The 15,585-nt window shown below is 70.0% G+C and carries 14 protein-coding genes; 6 read left to right on the top strand and 8 right to left on the bottom strand.

Annotation, left to right across the window (positions count from 1 at the left end; genetic code table 11):
• The first annotated feature begins 2 nt into the window (after positions 1–2).
• Positions 3–1,457, top strand: coding sequence for a flavin-containing monooxygenase (locus DJ010_RS06905; protein ID WP_109692886.1), 1,455 nt, complete (start codon positions 3–5; stop codon positions 1,455–1,457).
• Here the strand turns inward: DJ010_RS06905 and DJ010_RS06900 are convergent.
• The 3 genes from DJ010_RS06900 to DJ010_RS06890 are packed head-to-tail and all read right to left on the bottom strand — an operon-like array spanning position 1,454 to position 4,048.
• On the bottom strand, positions 1,454–2,551 hold the full coding sequence (locus tag DJ010_RS06900) for a ferredoxin--NADP reductase (protein WP_109692885.1): 1,098 nt from the start codon (positions 2,549–2,551) through the stop codon (positions 1,454–1,456). The genes DJ010_RS06905 and DJ010_RS06900 overlap by 4 nt on opposite strands.
• Before the next feature lie 58 nt (positions 2,552–2,609).
• Positions 2,610–2,909 (bottom strand): hypothetical protein, encoded by a 300-nt coding sequence (locus DJ010_RS06895; protein ID WP_109692884.1) that lies wholly within the window; start codon positions 2,907–2,909, stop codon positions 2,610–2,612.
• Positions 2,909–4,048 carry a 3-ketosteroid-9-alpha-monooxygenase, oxygenase component gene (locus DJ010_RS06890; protein ID WP_109693145.1) on the bottom strand — a complete coding sequence of 380 codons (1,140 nt, stop codon included), beginning with the start codon at positions 4,046–4,048 and terminating at the stop codon, positions 2,909–2,911. Before DJ010_RS06890 ends, DJ010_RS06895 begins: the two co-directional genes overlap by 1 nt.
• 37 nt (positions 4,049–4,085) lie before the next feature.
• On the opposite strand from DJ010_RS06890, the gene DJ010_RS06885 reads away from it, so the two are divergent.
• From DJ010_RS06885 to DJ010_RS21765, 3 genes are all read left to right on the top strand, one after another.
• Entirely contained in the window at positions 4,086–5,297 is a 1,212-nt protein-coding gene (locus DJ010_RS06885) for an acyl-CoA dehydrogenase family protein (protein ID WP_109692883.1), read from the top strand.
• 7 nt (positions 5,298–5,304) lie between these two features.
• The gene (locus DJ010_RS06880; RefSeq protein ID WP_109692882.1) at positions 5,305–6,360 is read left to right on the top strand and encodes an acyl-CoA dehydrogenase family protein; all 1,056 of its coding nucleotides are present in this window, start codon (positions 5,305–5,307) and stop codon (positions 6,358–6,360) included.
• A 112-nt stretch (positions 6,361–6,472) separates the two neighbouring features.
• Positions 6,473–7,624, top strand: a complete 1,152-nt coding sequence (locus tag DJ010_RS21765) for a PQQ-binding-like beta-propeller repeat protein (protein ID WP_158282959.1) — start codon at positions 6,473–6,475, stop codon at positions 7,622–7,624.
• Positions 7,625–7,626: 2 nt separating this feature from the next.
• Here the strand turns inward: DJ010_RS21765 and DJ010_RS06870 are convergent, their stop codons facing one another.
• Genes DJ010_RS06870 through DJ010_RS06855 form a run of 4 tightly spaced genes read right to left on the bottom strand, consistent with a single transcriptional unit; the run spans position 7,627 to position 13,333 of the window.
• The gene (locus tag DJ010_RS06870; RefSeq protein WP_146207274.1) at positions 7,627–9,108 is read right to left on the bottom strand and encodes an LVIVD repeat-containing protein; all 1,482 of its coding nucleotides are present in this window, start codon (positions 9,106–9,108) and stop codon (positions 7,627–7,629) included.
• A gap of 10 nt (positions 9,109–9,118) precedes the next feature.
• A complete protein-coding gene (locus tag DJ010_RS06865) occupies positions 9,119–10,558 on the bottom strand; it encodes an LVIVD repeat-containing protein (RefSeq protein ID WP_109692879.1) in 1,440 nt (479 codons plus the stop codon).
• Between the two features lies 1 nt (position 10,559).
• The gene (locus DJ010_RS06860; protein ID WP_109692878.1) at positions 10,560–11,666 is read right to left on the bottom strand and encodes an NAD(P)H-dependent flavin oxidoreductase; all 1,107 of its coding nucleotides are present in this window, start codon (positions 11,664–11,666) and stop codon (positions 10,560–10,562) included.
• Entirely contained in the window at positions 11,666–13,333 is a 1,668-nt protein-coding gene (locus tag DJ010_RS06855; RefSeq protein WP_109692877.1) for an acyl-CoA synthetase, read from the bottom strand. Before DJ010_RS06855 ends, DJ010_RS06860 begins: the two co-directional genes overlap by 1 nt.
• A gap of 46 nt (positions 13,334–13,379) precedes the next feature.
• On the opposite strand from DJ010_RS06855, the gene DJ010_RS06850 reads away from it, so the two are divergent.
• Positions 13,380–14,201: a crotonase/enoyl-CoA hydratase family protein gene (locus tag DJ010_RS06850; RefSeq protein WP_109692876.1), complete on the top strand. Its 822-nt coding sequence runs from the start codon at positions 13,380–13,382 to the stop codon at positions 14,199–14,201.
• A 17-nt stretch (positions 14,202–14,218) separates the two neighbouring features.
• Entirely contained in the window at positions 14,219–14,917 is a 699-nt protein-coding gene (locus tag DJ010_RS06845; protein WP_109692875.1) for a hypothetical protein, read from the top strand.
• On the opposite strand, the gene DJ010_RS06840 is transcribed toward DJ010_RS06845, so the two are convergent.
• Positions 14,895–15,581: a cytochrome b gene (locus DJ010_RS06840; protein WP_158282958.1), complete on the bottom strand. Its 687-nt coding sequence runs from the start codon at positions 15,579–15,581 to the stop codon at positions 14,895–14,897. The genes DJ010_RS06845 and DJ010_RS06840 overlap by 23 nt on opposite strands.
• Positions 15,582–15,585 lie beyond the last annotated feature (4 nt).

The raw sequence follows: 15,585 nt of genomic DNA, 5'->3' as shown, positions 1-15,585 counted from the left end.
CGATGAGCGAGGCGACCCACCTCGAGGTCCTGATCATCGGCGCCGGCCTCTCCGGGATCGACGCGGCCGTGCACATCAGCCAGGCCTTCCCCGCACGGAGCTATGCGGTGCTCGAGCAGCGTGGCGAGCTCGGCGGCACGTGGAGCCTGTTCAAGTACCCGGGCATCCGCTCCGACTCCGACATGTACACGCTCGGCTTCGGCTTCCGGCCCTGGGACGGCAAGGACGCGATCGCCGAGGGCGCCGACATCCTGCGCTACCTGCGCGAGACCGCCCGGGAGTACGGCGTCGACGAGCGGATCCGCTACCACCGCAAGGCCACGCTCTTCGAGTGGTCCTCGGAGGACAAGGTCTGGACGGTCACCGTCGAGAACACCGAGACGGGCGCGGTCGAGACCCTCACCTGCGACTTCCTGTTCTCCACCAGCGGCTACTACAGCTACGAGGCCGGCTACACCCCCGACTGGCCCGGCCTCGACGACTACCAGGGCCGGGTGATCCACCCCCAGCACTGGCCCGAGGACCTCGACTACACCGGGCAGCGGATCGTCGTGATCGGCTCGGGCGCGACCGCGGTCACCCTGATCCCGTCGATGGCCCGGGACGCGGGGCACATCACGATGCTCCAGCGCACGCCGACCTACATCGTGAGCCAGCCGAGGATCGACCCGGTCGCGCAGACGCTCAAGCGCGTGCTGCCGGGGAAGCTGGCCGCCAAGGCGATCCACGCCCGGTACGCCGCGGTGACGATCGGGTTCTACGAGTTCTGCCGGCGCAGCCCCAGGCTCGCCAAGGCGCTGCTCAAGCGGTGGGCGAAGCTGCACCTGCCCGACGACTTCGACTACGACACCCACCTGACGCCGCCGTACGACCCGTGGGACCAGCGGCTCTGCGTGGTGCCGGGCGCCGACCTCTTCAAGGCGATCCACAGCCACAAGGTCGACGTGGTCACCGACGTGATCGAGCGGTTCACGAGCACGGGCATCGCGCTGCGTTCGGGTCAGGAGCTGGACGCCGACATCGTCGTGTCCGCGACCGGGCTCGAGGTCGTCCCGATGGGCGGCGCCGAGATCGTGGTCGACGGTGAGAAGGTCGACCTCGGCAGCACCTTCACCTACAAGTCCCTGATGCTGAGCGACGTGCCGAACTTCGCTTTCATCATCGGCTACTCCAACGCGTCCTGGACGCTGAAGGCCGATCTCGTCTGTGAGTACGTCGTCCGGCTGCTCGAGCACATGGACCAGCACCACCTCCGCGTCGTGGTCCCGCGCCGGCAGGCCGGCCTCGAGCCGACGCCGGTGATGGACCTGACCTCCGGCTACCTGCAGCGGGCCGCCGGCCGACTTCCCGTCGCCGGCGACCGCGACCCGTGGCGGCTCAAGCACAACTGGTACTTCGACAAGCGGTTCCTGCGCACGAGCGAGCTCGACGACGGCGTGGTGGAGTTCAGCGCCTAGCTGTAGGTGACCCGCACCGTGTCGGTCACCGGGAGCGACTGGCAGCCCAGCCGGATGCCGTCGGCGAGGTCCTCGTCGTCGAGGACGTCGTTGTGGACCATCTTGACCTCGCCCTCGAGCAGCCGGATGGCGCAGGCGGAGCACTCCCCCTCGCGGCAGGAGTACGGCGCCTTGACGCCCTTGCTCTCGAGGAAGTCGAGGAGCTTCGTCCTCGGGTCCCAGTCGTCGAAGGTGAACTCCTCGCCGTCGAGCTCGACCTCGACCTTCACCGGCCCGGAGGCGAGGTCGGCGAAGGCGTCGGCGGCTGCGGAGTCCTCGTCGGCGTCCGCGGCGGCCATCTCCTCCTCGGCGCGCTGCAGCTCCTCGACGTCGCCGAACGGGTTGCCGCCGAGGGAGACGAACTTCTCCTGGTGTCGGCGGTCGCGCGGGAAGTCGAGCTCGCGGAGCACGGTCGTGACCAGCTTCATGTAGGGCGCCGGGCCGCACACGAAGGCGTCGTAGGTCAGGTAGGGCTGGACGAAGGTCTTGACCTGCTCGGGCGTCGGGAGCCCCTGCACCGACTCGAGCCAGTGCACGACCTGCAGCCGCTCCGGGTTCTCGGCGGCCAGCCGGGTGAGCTCCTCGGCGAAGATCACCGACCGCTCGTCGCGGTTGGCGTAGAAGACCACGATCCTGCCCGTGCCCTGGTCGAGGGCGGTGCGCGTGATCGACATGATGGGGGTGACGCCGCTGCCGCCGGCGAAGAGCAGCAGGTCGGCGTCGAGGGAGGCCGGGGTGAAGATCCCCGAGGGCGGCAGCACGCGCATCGTGTCGCCGACCGAGAGGTTGTCGCAGATCCAGTTGGAGGCGTAGCCGTCGGCGGTCCGCTTCACCGTCACCGTGAGCGGGCCGCCGTCGTGCGGGCTGCTGGACAGCGAGTAGCAACGGGCGGCGATGCCGGTCTGGTTGCTCGGGACGGCGACAGTCAGGAACTGGCCCGGCTTGTAGGCGAACTTCTCGGGCGCCTCGGCCGGCACCTCGAAGCTGACGGAACGGGCGTCCGCTGTCTCGTCGACGATGTCGACGACCTTCAGCAGGAACGACTCGATGTCCACGAAGGGATTCTCTCTTCGCTCGGGGGTGGGGCGGTGCGGGCGGGGTGAGCGGCGCTGCTCAGTACCCGTCCTCCGCGCCGACGCTGAGCGCTCCGCCCGCCACGGCGGCCTCGATGCTAGCCGCGAGCCGCGGGCAGCCACGGTCACCGTCCCGGCTGTCGGACCGTGTCCTCCGACACAGCTCGGGGCACGCGGCGACCGCCTCGGCGCTCCACTGGATCGACGTGTGGTGCTCGGAGTTCTTCTTCACCGACACCTTCGCCAGGCAGTCGAGGCACTCGACCTCGACCAGCCGCGCCTGTGTGTAGCGGCGCTGCTCCTCGAGCGTCTCGGCGTTGGTGGGGACGAACGACGGCATCAGTGGCTCACGGTCTCCGGGTCGTCCGCGGCGCGCTTGGCGAGGTTCTCGGCGACCTCGGCGTGCCAGTACTCGTTGGCCTTGGTGGTGTCGACCTCGAACTCGAAGCGGTCGGTCATCTCGGGCTTGATGTCCGCGACATCGGTGTAGAACTGCTCGTACCACCGGCGCAGCTGGTAGACCGGACCGTCCTCCTCGCACAGCAGCGGGTTCTGCACCGCCACCTTGTTCTCCCAGATGTGCACGTCCTGGAGGAAGCCCTCACCGAAGGACTCGGTGTAGCGCTCGGCGATGTAGTCGACGGTCTTGTCGTCCAGCCCCTCGGGCTTCTGGACGCTGATGCCGTACTGCAGCGTGAACGAGTCCGGCCCGGTCGGGATGTGGCAGTTGATGAGGATGACCTCGGTGACGAAGCCCTTGTAGTCGACCGTGAGCCAGTTGATCATGTAGGACGGCCCGTAGTAGGTCGCCACCGACTTCAACGTCGAGTTGGCGTCGCTGTAGCCGCCGGTGGTCTTGTCGGGGCGGCCGGTCGACTCCATGAACTGGGTCGCGGTGTGGCCCTCGAAGATGTTGCGGAAGCTCGTCGGGAACGCGAAGTGCACGTAGTAGAAGTGCGCCATGTCGGCCACGTTGTCGATCAGCTCGCGGCAGTGCGAACCGTTGATCTCCTTGGTGTGCCACGACCACGGCGTGTACTTGTCGGTGAGCACGTCGGGCAGCTCGGGCGGGAGGATGTCGCGGTCGGCCGCCGAGCCCTCGGGGTCGTTCCAGATGAGCAGCTGGCCGTTGACGACCGCCGTCTCGTAGCGCTGGGTGCGGGCACGCAGCGGGACCCGGCGGGCGTAGGGGATCTCCTTGCACTTGCCGTCGCCGCCCCACCGCCAGTCGTGGAACGGGCAGGCGATGTTGTCGCCCTTGACCTCACCCTGGGTCAGGTCGCCACCCATGTGCCGGCAGTAGCCGTCGAGGACGTTGAGCTCACCCTTGCTGTCCTGCCAGACGACCAGCTTGGTGCCGAACCCGTTGATCGCGTGCGGCTTGCCGTCCGAGAACGTCGAGGCGAGGCCCAGGCAGTGCCAGCCGCGCGCGTAGCGCAGAGGGGTCGTCCCGTGGTCGAGCGTTCGGGTGTCAGCCATGTAGAACACGTTACAGTTTTGCCGCTACTCTTACAACGTGCACATCGATCTGGAACCCCAGCAGAAGGCCCTGCGCGAGGAGCTGCGCGAGTACTTCACCGCACTCGTGACGCCCGAGATCCGGGCCGGCCTCTCCTCCGCCACGGGCGAGTTCGGCGAGGCCGGCGTCTACAAGGACGTCATCCGCCAGATCGGCAAGGACGGCTGGCTCGGCATCGGCTGGCCGAAGGAGTACGGCGGCCAGGACCGCTCGATGGTCGAGCAGCTGATCTTCACCGACACCGCCGCCATCGCCGGCGTCCCGATCCCCTACCTGACGCTCAACACCGTCGGGCCCACGATCATGCGCTACGGCACCGACGAGCAGAAGGAGTTCTTCCTCCCGAAGATCCTCGCCGGCGAGCTGCACTTCTCGATCGGCTACTCCGAACCCGGCTCCGGCACCGACCTCGCGTCGCTGCAGACCAAGGCCGTCCTCGACGAGGCCGCCGGCGAGTGGGTGATCAACGGCCAGAAGATGTGGACCTCGCTCATCCAGTACGCCGACTGGATCTGGCTGGCCTGCCGCACCGAGCCCGACCAGCCCCGCCACAAGGGCCTGTCGATGATCCTAGTGCCGGCCGACGCCGAGGGCGTGTCGTACACCCCGGTCCACACCGTCGCCGGTGTCGGCACGTCGGCGACGTACTACCAGGACGTCCGCGTCCCGGCCTCGAACCTTGTCAGCGAGCGCGGCGGCGGCTGGGCACTGATGACCAACCAGCTCAACCACGAGCGGGTGTCGCTGACCTCGGCCGCGCCGCTGGTGCACTCCCTGCAGCTGGTCCGCGAGTGGGCGACCAGCACCGTGAACCCGGACCCTTCGACAGGCTCAGGAACCAGGAGGGTCATCGACTCCGAGCTCGTCCAAGCCGCGCTCGGCCGGGCCCACGCGCGGGTGGAGGCACTCTCGCTCATCAACTGGAAGCTCGCCGCCGACGCCGACCACGGCGTCGCGCTCTCCCCCGCGGAAGCCTCCGCCACCAAGGTCTACGGCTCCGAGCTCGCGACCGAGGTCTACCGGTCGCTGATGGAGATCGTCGGCCCCCACGCCGGCATCACCGCCGACTCCCCCGGCGCCGCGATCGCCGGCCGGCTGGAGCGCTTCTACCGCTCCTCGTTGGTGATGACGTTCGGTGGCGGCACCAACGAGATCCAGCGGGACATCATCGGCTACGTCGGACTCGGCCTGCCGGCCGCGAAGCGCTAGGACGGACATGGACTTCCTTTTCACCCCCGAGCAGGACGAGGCGGCGGCGCTGGCCGCGGAGATCCTCGCCGACAAGGCGACGACCGAGCGCATGAAGTCCGTCGAAGCCGCGGGCGACCGGTTCGACCGCGAGCTGTGGGCGACCCTCGGTGACGCGTTCGACTGGACGGAGCTCGACCTGATCGAGCTGTCCCGCGTGCTGATCGAGGTCGGCCGCAAGGTCGCACCGGTCCCGCTCGCCGTGCACGCGGCCTGCATCACCTTCCTCCAGGGTGCCGGCCGACCTGCGGACCGCGCCCTGTACGCCGCCGCGGTGGCCGAGGAGCGCTCGCACCTGCCGTCCGCCCCGACCGTCACCGTCGACGCCAGTGGCGCCCTCACCGGCACCAAGACCCTGGTCCGCGCTGGCATGGCGGCCGACGCGCTGCTCGTCACCGCGACCGGGCCCGACCCTTCGACAGGCTCAGGGACCACCGGGGTCTACCTGGTCGACGCCACCGCCTCCGGACTCGACCGCACGCCCCAACGCACCAGCGACGGCGACACCGCCGCGCTCATCCAGCTCACCGACGCACCGGGGGTTCTTGTCGCCTCGAGCGCCGGGGACGGACAAGATTCCCCGGTGCGTCGCCTGCACGAGCTGCTGATGACGTGCGCCGCCGCGGAGCAGCTCGGGGTGACCGAGGGCGCGCTCGCGCTCACGTCGGCGTACGCCAAGACCCGTGAGCAGTTCGGGCGGCCGATCGGGACCTTCCAGGCCGTCTCGCAACGGCTGGCCGACGGGTTCATCGACGTGCTGGCGCAGCGGCTGACGTTCTGGCAGGCCGCCTGGCGGCTCCAGGAGGGGTTGCCGGCCGCCACGGAGGTGGCGGTCGCCAAGCTGTGGGCGGCCGACGCCGGCCACAAGCTCGCGCACACCACCGTCCACGTGCACGGCGGCGTCGGCATCGACCTCGACGGTGAGGCTCACCGCTACTTCACCTCCGCCAAGCGGTTCGAGTTCCTCTTCGGCAGCGCCACCGACCAGGCCCTGGCCATCGGTCGATCCTTTTCCTCGATCTGATAACACTGCGCCTCCCCAACGGCCAGCCCTCTCCCTAGAGTGGGGCGGCGTCCGGGCCGCTCCACACCGCACCCGGCGCGCGCTCCACTCGACTTCACCCTGGGGGATGGCCATGGCCGCCACACGGATCACACGTGCGCCCCTGCGCACCCTCGTCGCCGCAGCCGCGGTGGCGCTCGCCGTCACGACGACGCTCCAGCCCACGGCGCACGCGAGCGTCTCGGCGACACCGACCAAGACCGCCGGGCTGTCGGGCGAGGCCGTCTTCGACCTCGCCGTGCTCGACAGCGGGCGGGTGATCCTGGGCGGCCGGTTCACCGGCGTCGGCGCCTTCCCCCGCAGCAACCTCGGAGCGCTCCTGCCGAGCGGGAAGGCCGACCCGGCCTTCGCGCCGAGCACGAACGGCGACGTCCGCGCCGTCGCGGCGTCGGAGGACGGCACGCGGGTCTTCATCGGCGGCACCTTCACCGAGGTCAACGGCCAGCCCCGCCAGAACCTCGCGGCGCTCGACGCCGTGACCGGAGCCCTGATCACGGACTGGCAGGCCGACACCGTCGGCGCGGACCCGACGGTCCGTTCGCTCGACGTCCACGGCGACCGGCTCTACGTCGGCGGGCGGTTCGACGGGATCGACGGCACGGCCAAGCAGAAGCTGGCTGCCGTCGGAGTCACCAGTGGCAACACCCTCGCGTGGAACACCTGGACCAACGGGAACGTCGCCGAGGTCCGGGTCTCCCCCGACGGCCAGACGGTTTGGGTGGGCGGGGCCTTCTCGAAGATCCGCGGCATGGCCCGCGCCTACTTCGGCGGCATCGACGCCACCACCGGCTACCCGAACGCGTTCAGCCGGGACAGCTGGGGTGGCGTGGTCATCACGGTCGGGACCAGCCCGGACGGCGGGACCGTCTACGTCGCCACCGAGAACAACCACCTCTTCGCCTACGACTGGGCAGCGTCCAAAGAGCTGTGGCGCACGCGGATGAGCGGCAACGTCCAGGCGATCGCCGCGTCGCCCACCGAGATCTACATCGGCGGCCACTTCTCGTCCTTCGCCGACTACAAGGTGAAGCGGCCCTCGCTCGCCAGCGTCGTCGCGAGCACCGGGGCACCCACGTCCTGGGACACGAAGGCGACCGGGCTGCTCGGCGGTGGCTGGTCGCTCGTCATCGACGGCAGCACGTTGCACGTGGGCGGGCAGTTCACCCGGTTCGACGGCGTGCAGCAACGGCTCTACGCCCGCTTCGCGGGCACACCCACGCCGTAGGGCTACTCGCCCAGCAGCCGCCCGACGCCGTTGGTGAGCCGCACGGCGTAGAAACCGGTGTGCACGTCGGTGTACCAGACCTGCTTGTTCCTCACGTCCCACGCCGGCCGCGACATCGCGTAGGAGCCCACCTCGGGCAGCAGGCCCGGGCTGGGCAGCTTCGGCTTGTTGAAGTACGCCACCTCCCGCGGCCGCTCCGGGTCCCGGATGTCGAAGACCCGCAGGCCGGACAGGATCATCGAGCAGGCCGCGAGCCCGGGGTCCTTGCGCTCCGGGACCGAGCAGTAGTGGGCGGCATAGCCCTGCGCCGGTGAGACGTTGCCGGGGTCGCGGAACAGGTCGTCGGTGCGGAGCCGCGGCTGGTGCACCTCGAGCCGGATGTCGGAGACGATCTCGGGGTTCCGCGGGTCGTCGACGTCGATGATGCGAGCGGCACCGACCGGCGCGGTGCGGAACCTGCCTAGGGACTCGAACGTGAACAGGTCGATGAACTCGTCGACCTCCAGGACGTACTGGTGACCGTCGACGGTGAACGGCTCCGCCGACTGCGGGATCGACACCTCCGGCCACGTCAGCTCCGAGAGCTTCCGCACCTCGGGGTCGGGGCGACGCTCCTGCACCTGCGACACGTCGTAGATGTGGAGCCCCCCACCGCTGAGGATGCCGCCGGTGCCGGGTGAGCCGATGTTGGCGACGTACATGGTCCGGCCGTCGGCCGAGAACCGGAGGCCGTGGTAGATGTGGCCGTTCTCGTTGAAGACGATCTTCGGCCGGCGCGGGTTCGAGATGTCGAGCGCGGTCAGGTTGCCGCCGGCGGCGCCTGCCGCCCAGAACGTCCTGCCGTCCGGCGACAGGCCGCTCTCGTGACCGAACAGCACCGACGGGAACGTCGAGAGCAGCTTCGGTCGTCGGCAGTCGCCGCTCACGTCGTAGATGTCGACGAAACCCGGCGCCGTGCCGAGCGTGCCCATCACGGCGATGAGCAGGCCGCGCCGCTGGTGGACCATCAGCGACTCGTGGGGAGCGACCATCGCCGGCGTCATCAGGTTGGCGGTACGGCGGGGCCGCTCCGGGTCGCTCATGTCGAGCGCCACGACGCCGAGCCCGTCCTCGAGCACCCCGCCGAGGATGTCGCGCGGCATGATCGGGTCGGAGTCGTAGTACGCGCAGACCCGGCCCGTCCGGTCGACGTACCGAAGCGTCTTGAAGCCGCCCGTGCCGCCGTAGTGGCCCACCTGCCGGGTGTTGCAGAGGTAGCCACGCGCGGCCCGACCCGAGGTGTAGTCGGCCTTCGGCACCCGTCCCTGGAGGTCGCCCTCGGGACGGGAGCCCGGACCGCACCTCGCCTCGGGCACCGGGCTCGCCACCCGCGGCTCGTCGTCGAAGGCGTCGGCCGCGAAGGTCCCCGCCAGCACCGCACTCACCGCGACAGCGGTCACCACCAGCCGTCGCCACGGGCTCTGTCCGTCGGCCACCCCATGCATGTGCGGCAGGCTACGGCAGCAGGGCGCGCGCGGTCTCGCCCAACCGCACGACGTACAGGCCGCTGGTGGCGTCGGAGTACCAGACCGTGCCGCTGTCGACGTCCCACGCCGGCTGGGACAGGGCGTTGCTGCCCTTCTTCCCGGGCTGGTTGAAGTAGCCGATCTCGCGCGGGTTCTCCAGGTCGCTGATGTCGAACAGCCGCAGGCCGGACGCGATCATCGAGCAACCCACGATCCTCGGGTCGTCGCGGGTCGGGACCGAGCAGTAATGGGCGGAGTAGCCGCCGAGCGGACTGCTGGCTCCCGGGTCGTCGAACAGCTCGTCGGTGCGGTTCTCGGGCTGGTGCACCTCGAGCCGGAGGTCGGAGACGACGTAGGGGTTCGCCGGGTCGTCGACGTTGATGATGCGTGCGGCGCCGACCGGGCCCTTGGTGGTGAACGTGAAGCCGTCGCCGAACAGGTCGCTGAACTCGTCGACCTCCAGGACGTACTGGTGGCCGTCGCGCTCGAACGGCTCGGCGACCTGCGGGATCGAGACCTCGGGCCACTCCAGCCGCCCGATCTCGCGAATCTCCGGTTGCGCAACCCTCTCGTCGACCTCCGAGACGTCGAAGATCCGCAGGCCGGGGCGGTCGAGGACGCTGTTGCGGCTGGGGGTGCCCATGTCGGCGACGTACATGGTGTCGCCGTCGTCGGACAGCCGGAGGCCGTGCGAGACGACTCCCGGCTTGGACGCGAGGATCCGCGGCCGCCGCGGGTTCGTCAGGTCGACCGCGGTCATCAGGAAGCCCGCGGACCCCGACGACCAGAACGTGCGGCCGTCGGGCGAGAAGCCGCTCTCGTGGCCGAGCAGCCCGGACGGAGTCGACGACATCAGCCTCGGTCGCCGGCAGTTCTTGCTGATGTCGTAGACGTCGAGGATGCCGGGCGCCGTCAGCAGGTTGCCCATCACAGCGGCGAGCAGGCCGCGCTCCTCGTTGACGAGCAGCGACTCGTGCGGGCTGAGCATCGCCGGCGTCATCAGGTTCGCGGTCTTTCGGGGCTTCGCCGGGTTCGTCATGTCGAGCACGATCACGCCGAGGCCGTTGCCGTTGAGCAGGTTCGTCACCGCGTCGAGCGGGAACATTCGGGTCGAGTCGTAGTAGGCGCAGGTGCGCCCGGACGCGTCGGTGTAGCGCTGCACCTTGAACCCGCCGGTCCTGCCGTGCCGACCGACCAGCTCGGTGTTGCAGGTGTAGCCCTGCGCGGCCCGTCCCGAGGCGACGTCGGCCGCCGGCACCCGGCCCTGGATCGACGTCTCCGGGCGGGAGCCGGGAGCGCACTCCGCGACCGGCACTGCCTCGGCGGACTCGTCGTCGTCGCCGACCGCGGCGACCATGCCGCCGCCGGCGACGACCGCCGCGGCAACGGCGGCGATGGCGACCTGACGCCAGCCGCCCGCGCGCCGCACGTCAGATCCCGGCGATTCCGTCGAGCTTCTTGACCGTCGCCTCGAACTCGGCGACCAGGTCGGCCACCACCTCGGAGACCGGTCGCACCTCGTTCATCCGGCCCACGATCTGCCCGACGGGCATCGAGATCACGTCCGGGTCCCCGGAGGCGTTGATCCGGTTGTGGGCGTCGGAGACCAACAGGTTCTGCAGCGGCATCGGGAGCGGGGCGGGAGCACCCTCCTCGGCCCAGGCCTCGGTCCACTTGGTCTTCAGCAGCCGGGCCGGCTTGCCGGTGTAGATCCGGGTGCGGACGGTGTCGGAGGACGTCGCCCGCAGGAACGCGGTCTCCCAACCGGTGTTGCTGGTGAGGTTGCGGTACTCCTCGGTGCCGAGCCAGATCGAGCCGGTCCACACGCCCTGGGCACCGAGCGCGAGCGAGGCCGCGATCTGGCGGCCGGAGCCGATGCCGCCGGCGCCGAGCACCGGCACGTCCGGCCCGACGGCGTCGACGATGTCGGGGGTGAGCACCATCGAGGCGATCTCGCCGGTGTGACCGCCGGCCTCGTAGCCCTGGGCGACGATGATGTCGACGCCGTTGGAGACGTGGCTGACGGCGTGCTTGGGCGCCCCGGCCAGGGCGGCCACCTTGAGCCCGGCCGCGTGGCACTGCTCGATCACGTCGTTCGGGGGCGTGCCGAGTGCGTTCGCGATGAGCACCGGACGGTGCTGCAGCGCCACGTCGACGTGGGAGCGGGCCATCGAGTGCAGCCAGCCGAGGACGCCCTCACGACCCTCGCCCTCCGGCAGCGGCGGCACGCCGAGCTTGAGGAGCGTCTCGTCGACCCATTTCTTGTGGTCCTCCGGGATGTACGACGACAGGTCGGTCGACGTGCCCTCGGTGGGGATCTTCATCGGCATCACCACGTCGACGCCGTACGGCTTGCCGTCGGTGTTCTCGTCCATCCAGTCGAGCGTCTTGTCGAGCTCCTCGGCGTCGTTGAAGCGGACGCAGCCGAGCACGCCGAGACCGCCGGCGCGGGACACCGCAGCAGCGACGTGCTCCGACGGGGTGAAGGCGAAGATCGGGTACTCGATGCCGAAGGCATCGCACAGCGCGGTACGCATCAGGCGGTCACTCCACTCGTCGCGGTCTGGGCGGTGCCGGCCTGCTGGGCGCTGATCGCCATCTCCTTCGCGGCCGGGTACTGCGCCTTGCCGGTGGCGTTGCGGGGGATCTCGTCGACGAGCGTCAGCACCCGCGGCAGCTTGTAGCCCGACAGCTCCTTGCGCAGGAACGTGCGCAGCTCCTCGAGCTCCACCTTCTGGCCCTCGCGAGGCTGGACGACGGCAGCGACGGTCTGGCCGTACTTCTCGTCGGGCAGGCCGACGACGAGCACGTCGTAGACGGCAGGGTGCGCCTTGATCGCCATCTCGACCTCCTCCGGGTAGACCTTCTCGCCACCGGTGTTGACACAGTTCGAACCGCGTCCGAGCAGCGTGATCCGGTTGCCCTCCTCGATCCGTGCGTAGTCCCCCGGCACGGAGTAGCGGACGCCGTCGATCTCGTAGAACGTGCGCGCCGACTTCTCGGGGTCCTTGTAGTAGCCGACCGGGACGTTGCCCGCGCGGGCGGTGCGCCCGACCTTGCCGACGTCGGCGACCGGGTCGAGCACGTGGCCCTCGTCGGAGATGACCGCGGTGTTGGCGCCGATCGAGACGACGGGACCATCGGTCGACAGGGCGCTGGCGTCCTGGAGGCCGGTGCCCTGGAAGCCGGTCTCCGAGGACCCGATGGAGTCGGTGAAGACCGCGTTCGGGAACGCCGCCATCCAGCGCTCCTTGACGGCCTTGCTGAAGATCGCGGCGCTGCTGGCGATCGCGAACAGCGACTGGCCGCTGAACGGCCGGTCGGTGCCCTGGCTCTCCTCGTAGGCCTCGATGAGCGGCCGCGCCATGGCGTCACCGGTCATGAACATCATGTGCGCCTGGTTCTCGTCGATGATCTGCCAGGTGCGCACCGGGTCGAACTTCGGCTCGAGGATGGTGAGCTGGCCGGCGAACAGGTGCATGAGCAGGCTGGCCTGGGCGCCGCCGTGCATCAGCGGGCTGAGCGGGAAGGTGACGAGGCCGTCCTCGGTCGCCTTCTTGGACTGGTCGTACTCCTCCAGCGGCTCGCCGGTCATGAAGTCGATGCCGCCGCCGAGCACCCGCCAGAAGTCCTCGTGGCGCCACATGACGCCCTTCGGGTACCCGGTGGTGCCGCCGGTGTAGATGATGTGGATGTCGTCGGGGCTGCGCTCGCCGAAGTCACGGGCGTCACTCTGGTCGGCGACCGCGTCGGCGAGCAGCACGCCGCCGTACGACGAGAAGTCGCTCTGGTCGTCGGGCTCGATCGGGTCCGGCAGCACCACGAACGTCTGGAGCTTGTCGTGCTTCGGCGACACCTCGGCCACCAGGTCGCTGTAGACCCGGTCGTGCACGACGCCCTTGAGGTCGGCGTTGTCGAAGATGTAGTCGAGCTCGCCGGCGACGTACCGGTAGTTCACGTTGATCGCGACGGCACGCACCTTGAGGATCGCGAGCAGGGCGATCACGTGCTCGATGCTGTTCTTGGCGTAGAGGCCGACGTGGTCGCCCGTGCCGATCCCGCGCGAGGCCAGGAAGTGCGCGAGCTTGTTGCTCTCGGTCTCCAGCTCCGCGTAGGTGATCGTGCGCTGGCCCACCTTCACGGCGGGCTTGTCGGGGGCCGCGTCGACGGCATGTTCGAAGAGGTCGGCGATGTTCAAGGCCACACCCCGAGACTAGAACACGTTTCAGTTCTTCGCTAGCGTTGTTCGTATGACGACGACGGATGTTCCTGTGCCCGCGACGGACGCGGAGCCGCACTGCCTGGTCGAGCTGGTCGGCCACACCCTGGTGGTCACCATGAACCGGCCCGAGGTCCGCAACGCGCTCTCGGGCGAGATGCTCGCGATCATGGAGCAGGCCTGGGACCGGGTGAACTCCGACCCCGAGGTGCGGGTCTGCATCCTCACGGGCGCGGGCGGCGCGTTCTGCGCGGGCGCCGACCTGAAGTCGATGAACAAGAAGCCGCCGTCGGAGAGCTTCGAGTCCGGTGAGTACGACCCGTCGGTCATCAAGGGGCTGCTCAAGGGGTTCCGGCTCACGAAGCCGCTGATCGCCGCCGTCGAGGGTCCGGCGATCGCGGGCGGCACCGAGATCCTCCAGGGCACCGACATCCGGGTGGCCGGCGAGTCCGCGAAGTTCGGCGTGTCCGAGGCGCGCTGGAGCCTCTACCCGATGGGCGGGTCCGCCGTCCGCCTCCCCCGGCAGATCCCCTACACCGTCGCTGCGGAGCTGCTCCTCACCGGCCGCCACGTCAAGGCGCCGGAGGCCAAGGAGCTGGGCCTCATCGGCCACGTCGTGCCGGACGGGCAGGCCCTGGCCAAGGCCCACGAGATCGCCGACCTGATCGCGGCCAACGGGCCGCTGGCCGTGCAGGCGATCCTCAAGACCATGCGCGACTCCGAGGGCAAGCACGAGGACGAGTGCTGGGCCGACGACGCCCGCGTCGGCGCCGCGGTGTTCGCCTCCGAGGACGCGAAGGAGGGCCCGCGGGCCTTCATGGAGAAGCGCACGCCCGAGTTCAAGGGCCGCTGACCCGCTAGTTTGCGGCCGTGGAGCTCTCCGAAGTCCTCGGCATCCTCCTCGCCACCGGGATCCTCGCGGGCACCGTCGCCTGGGGCGTCGTGCGCACGAAGCGCGAACGCGAGCGCGTCGCGGCGCGCAATGCGGCCCTTCGTGCGCACGCCGCGCATCGCGAGTGGGACTTCACGGAGCGGGAGGACCGCCTCCTCGGCAAGTACGACGGTGCGCCGTTCGGCCGCGGCCGGGCCCGGAAGGTCGTCAACGTCCTGAGCGGCCGGCACGACGGACGCCCCTTCACCGCGTTCGACTACGAGTACGTCACGACCTCGGGGTCGGGCAAGGGACGCAAGACCCACCAGCACCGCTACTCGGTCGTCGCGCTCGAGCTCGGTCTCCACACGCCCGGTCTCGAGGTGTCTCCCCAGGACTTCCTCGCCCGCATCGTCGACGCCGTCACCGGCCGCGACCTCGAGATCGGCCACCCCGTCTTCGACCGGACGTTCTCGGTGACGTCACCCTCGCCCGACTTCGCCCGCGACCTGCTCTGCCCGGCCGTGGTCGAGGTCGCCCTGCACCACCCCCAGCTCGCCTGGCGGTTCCAGGGCGACGCGATGCTCGTGATCCGCGAGGGCGAGCACTCACCGCACGAGATCGAGGGCAAGCTGCACTTCATGGACGCGGTCCTCGACCGGGTCCCGCCGCACGTCAGGGACCGGCTGCTCGGCTGACCTCCGCGCCCGAGCGGCCACCCGGCAGCATCCTCGGCAGCATCCGGGGCAGCAGCCGGCGGCCCAGCACCATCGCCAGGTGCGCGCCGAGCGCGACGAAGAAGCAGATGTGCGCCGCGACGTGGACGGCGACCGGGCCGTCGTCGACGGCGACGAGCAGCAGCCCGGAGGCGGGCACGGCGAACATGAGGGTCAGCAGGGCCAGCTCGGTGGCATGGACGATCCGTTGGTCCAGCGGCGTCAGCCGCGGGTCCCAGGGCGGCAGCGGCGTCGTCCGACGCCACCCCACCCGCGCCGCGCCGAGCAGCAGGATCAGCAGGCCGAGCAGCACGTGCGCCTCGGGCAGGCTGACACCCTGGGCCGGCAGGTCGCCCGCCCAGAGGTCGTCCCACGCCGCGCCGAGGGTGTCGTCGGCGCGATCCTCCCGAGCGTCCTGCCGCGCCTCGCACCGGTCCTCGACCCGGTCGAGCCGGTCGTCCTCGGCGTCCGAGGTGTCGCCTCCGCCGCGATCCTCACCGGCGGGGTCGCACTCGACCTTCGGCACGTCGCCGTCGGTCTCCATCGTGTAGCCGACGACGAACTGGAGCGCGAAGGCGAGGACCGTCAACCAGTGCAGGGCCTTCGTGACCGCGCCGTACCCGTGCTCCCCGTTGCGCAGCCTCACGGGC

The sequence above is a fragment of the Nocardioides silvaticus genome, from assembly GCF_003160695.1.
In the GTDB taxonomy this organism is placed as follows: Bacteria; Actinomycetota; Actinomycetes; order Propionibacteriales; family Nocardioidaceae; genus Nocardioides; species Nocardioides silvaticus.
This window is presented reverse-complemented; position numbering and strand designations above follow the sequence as displayed.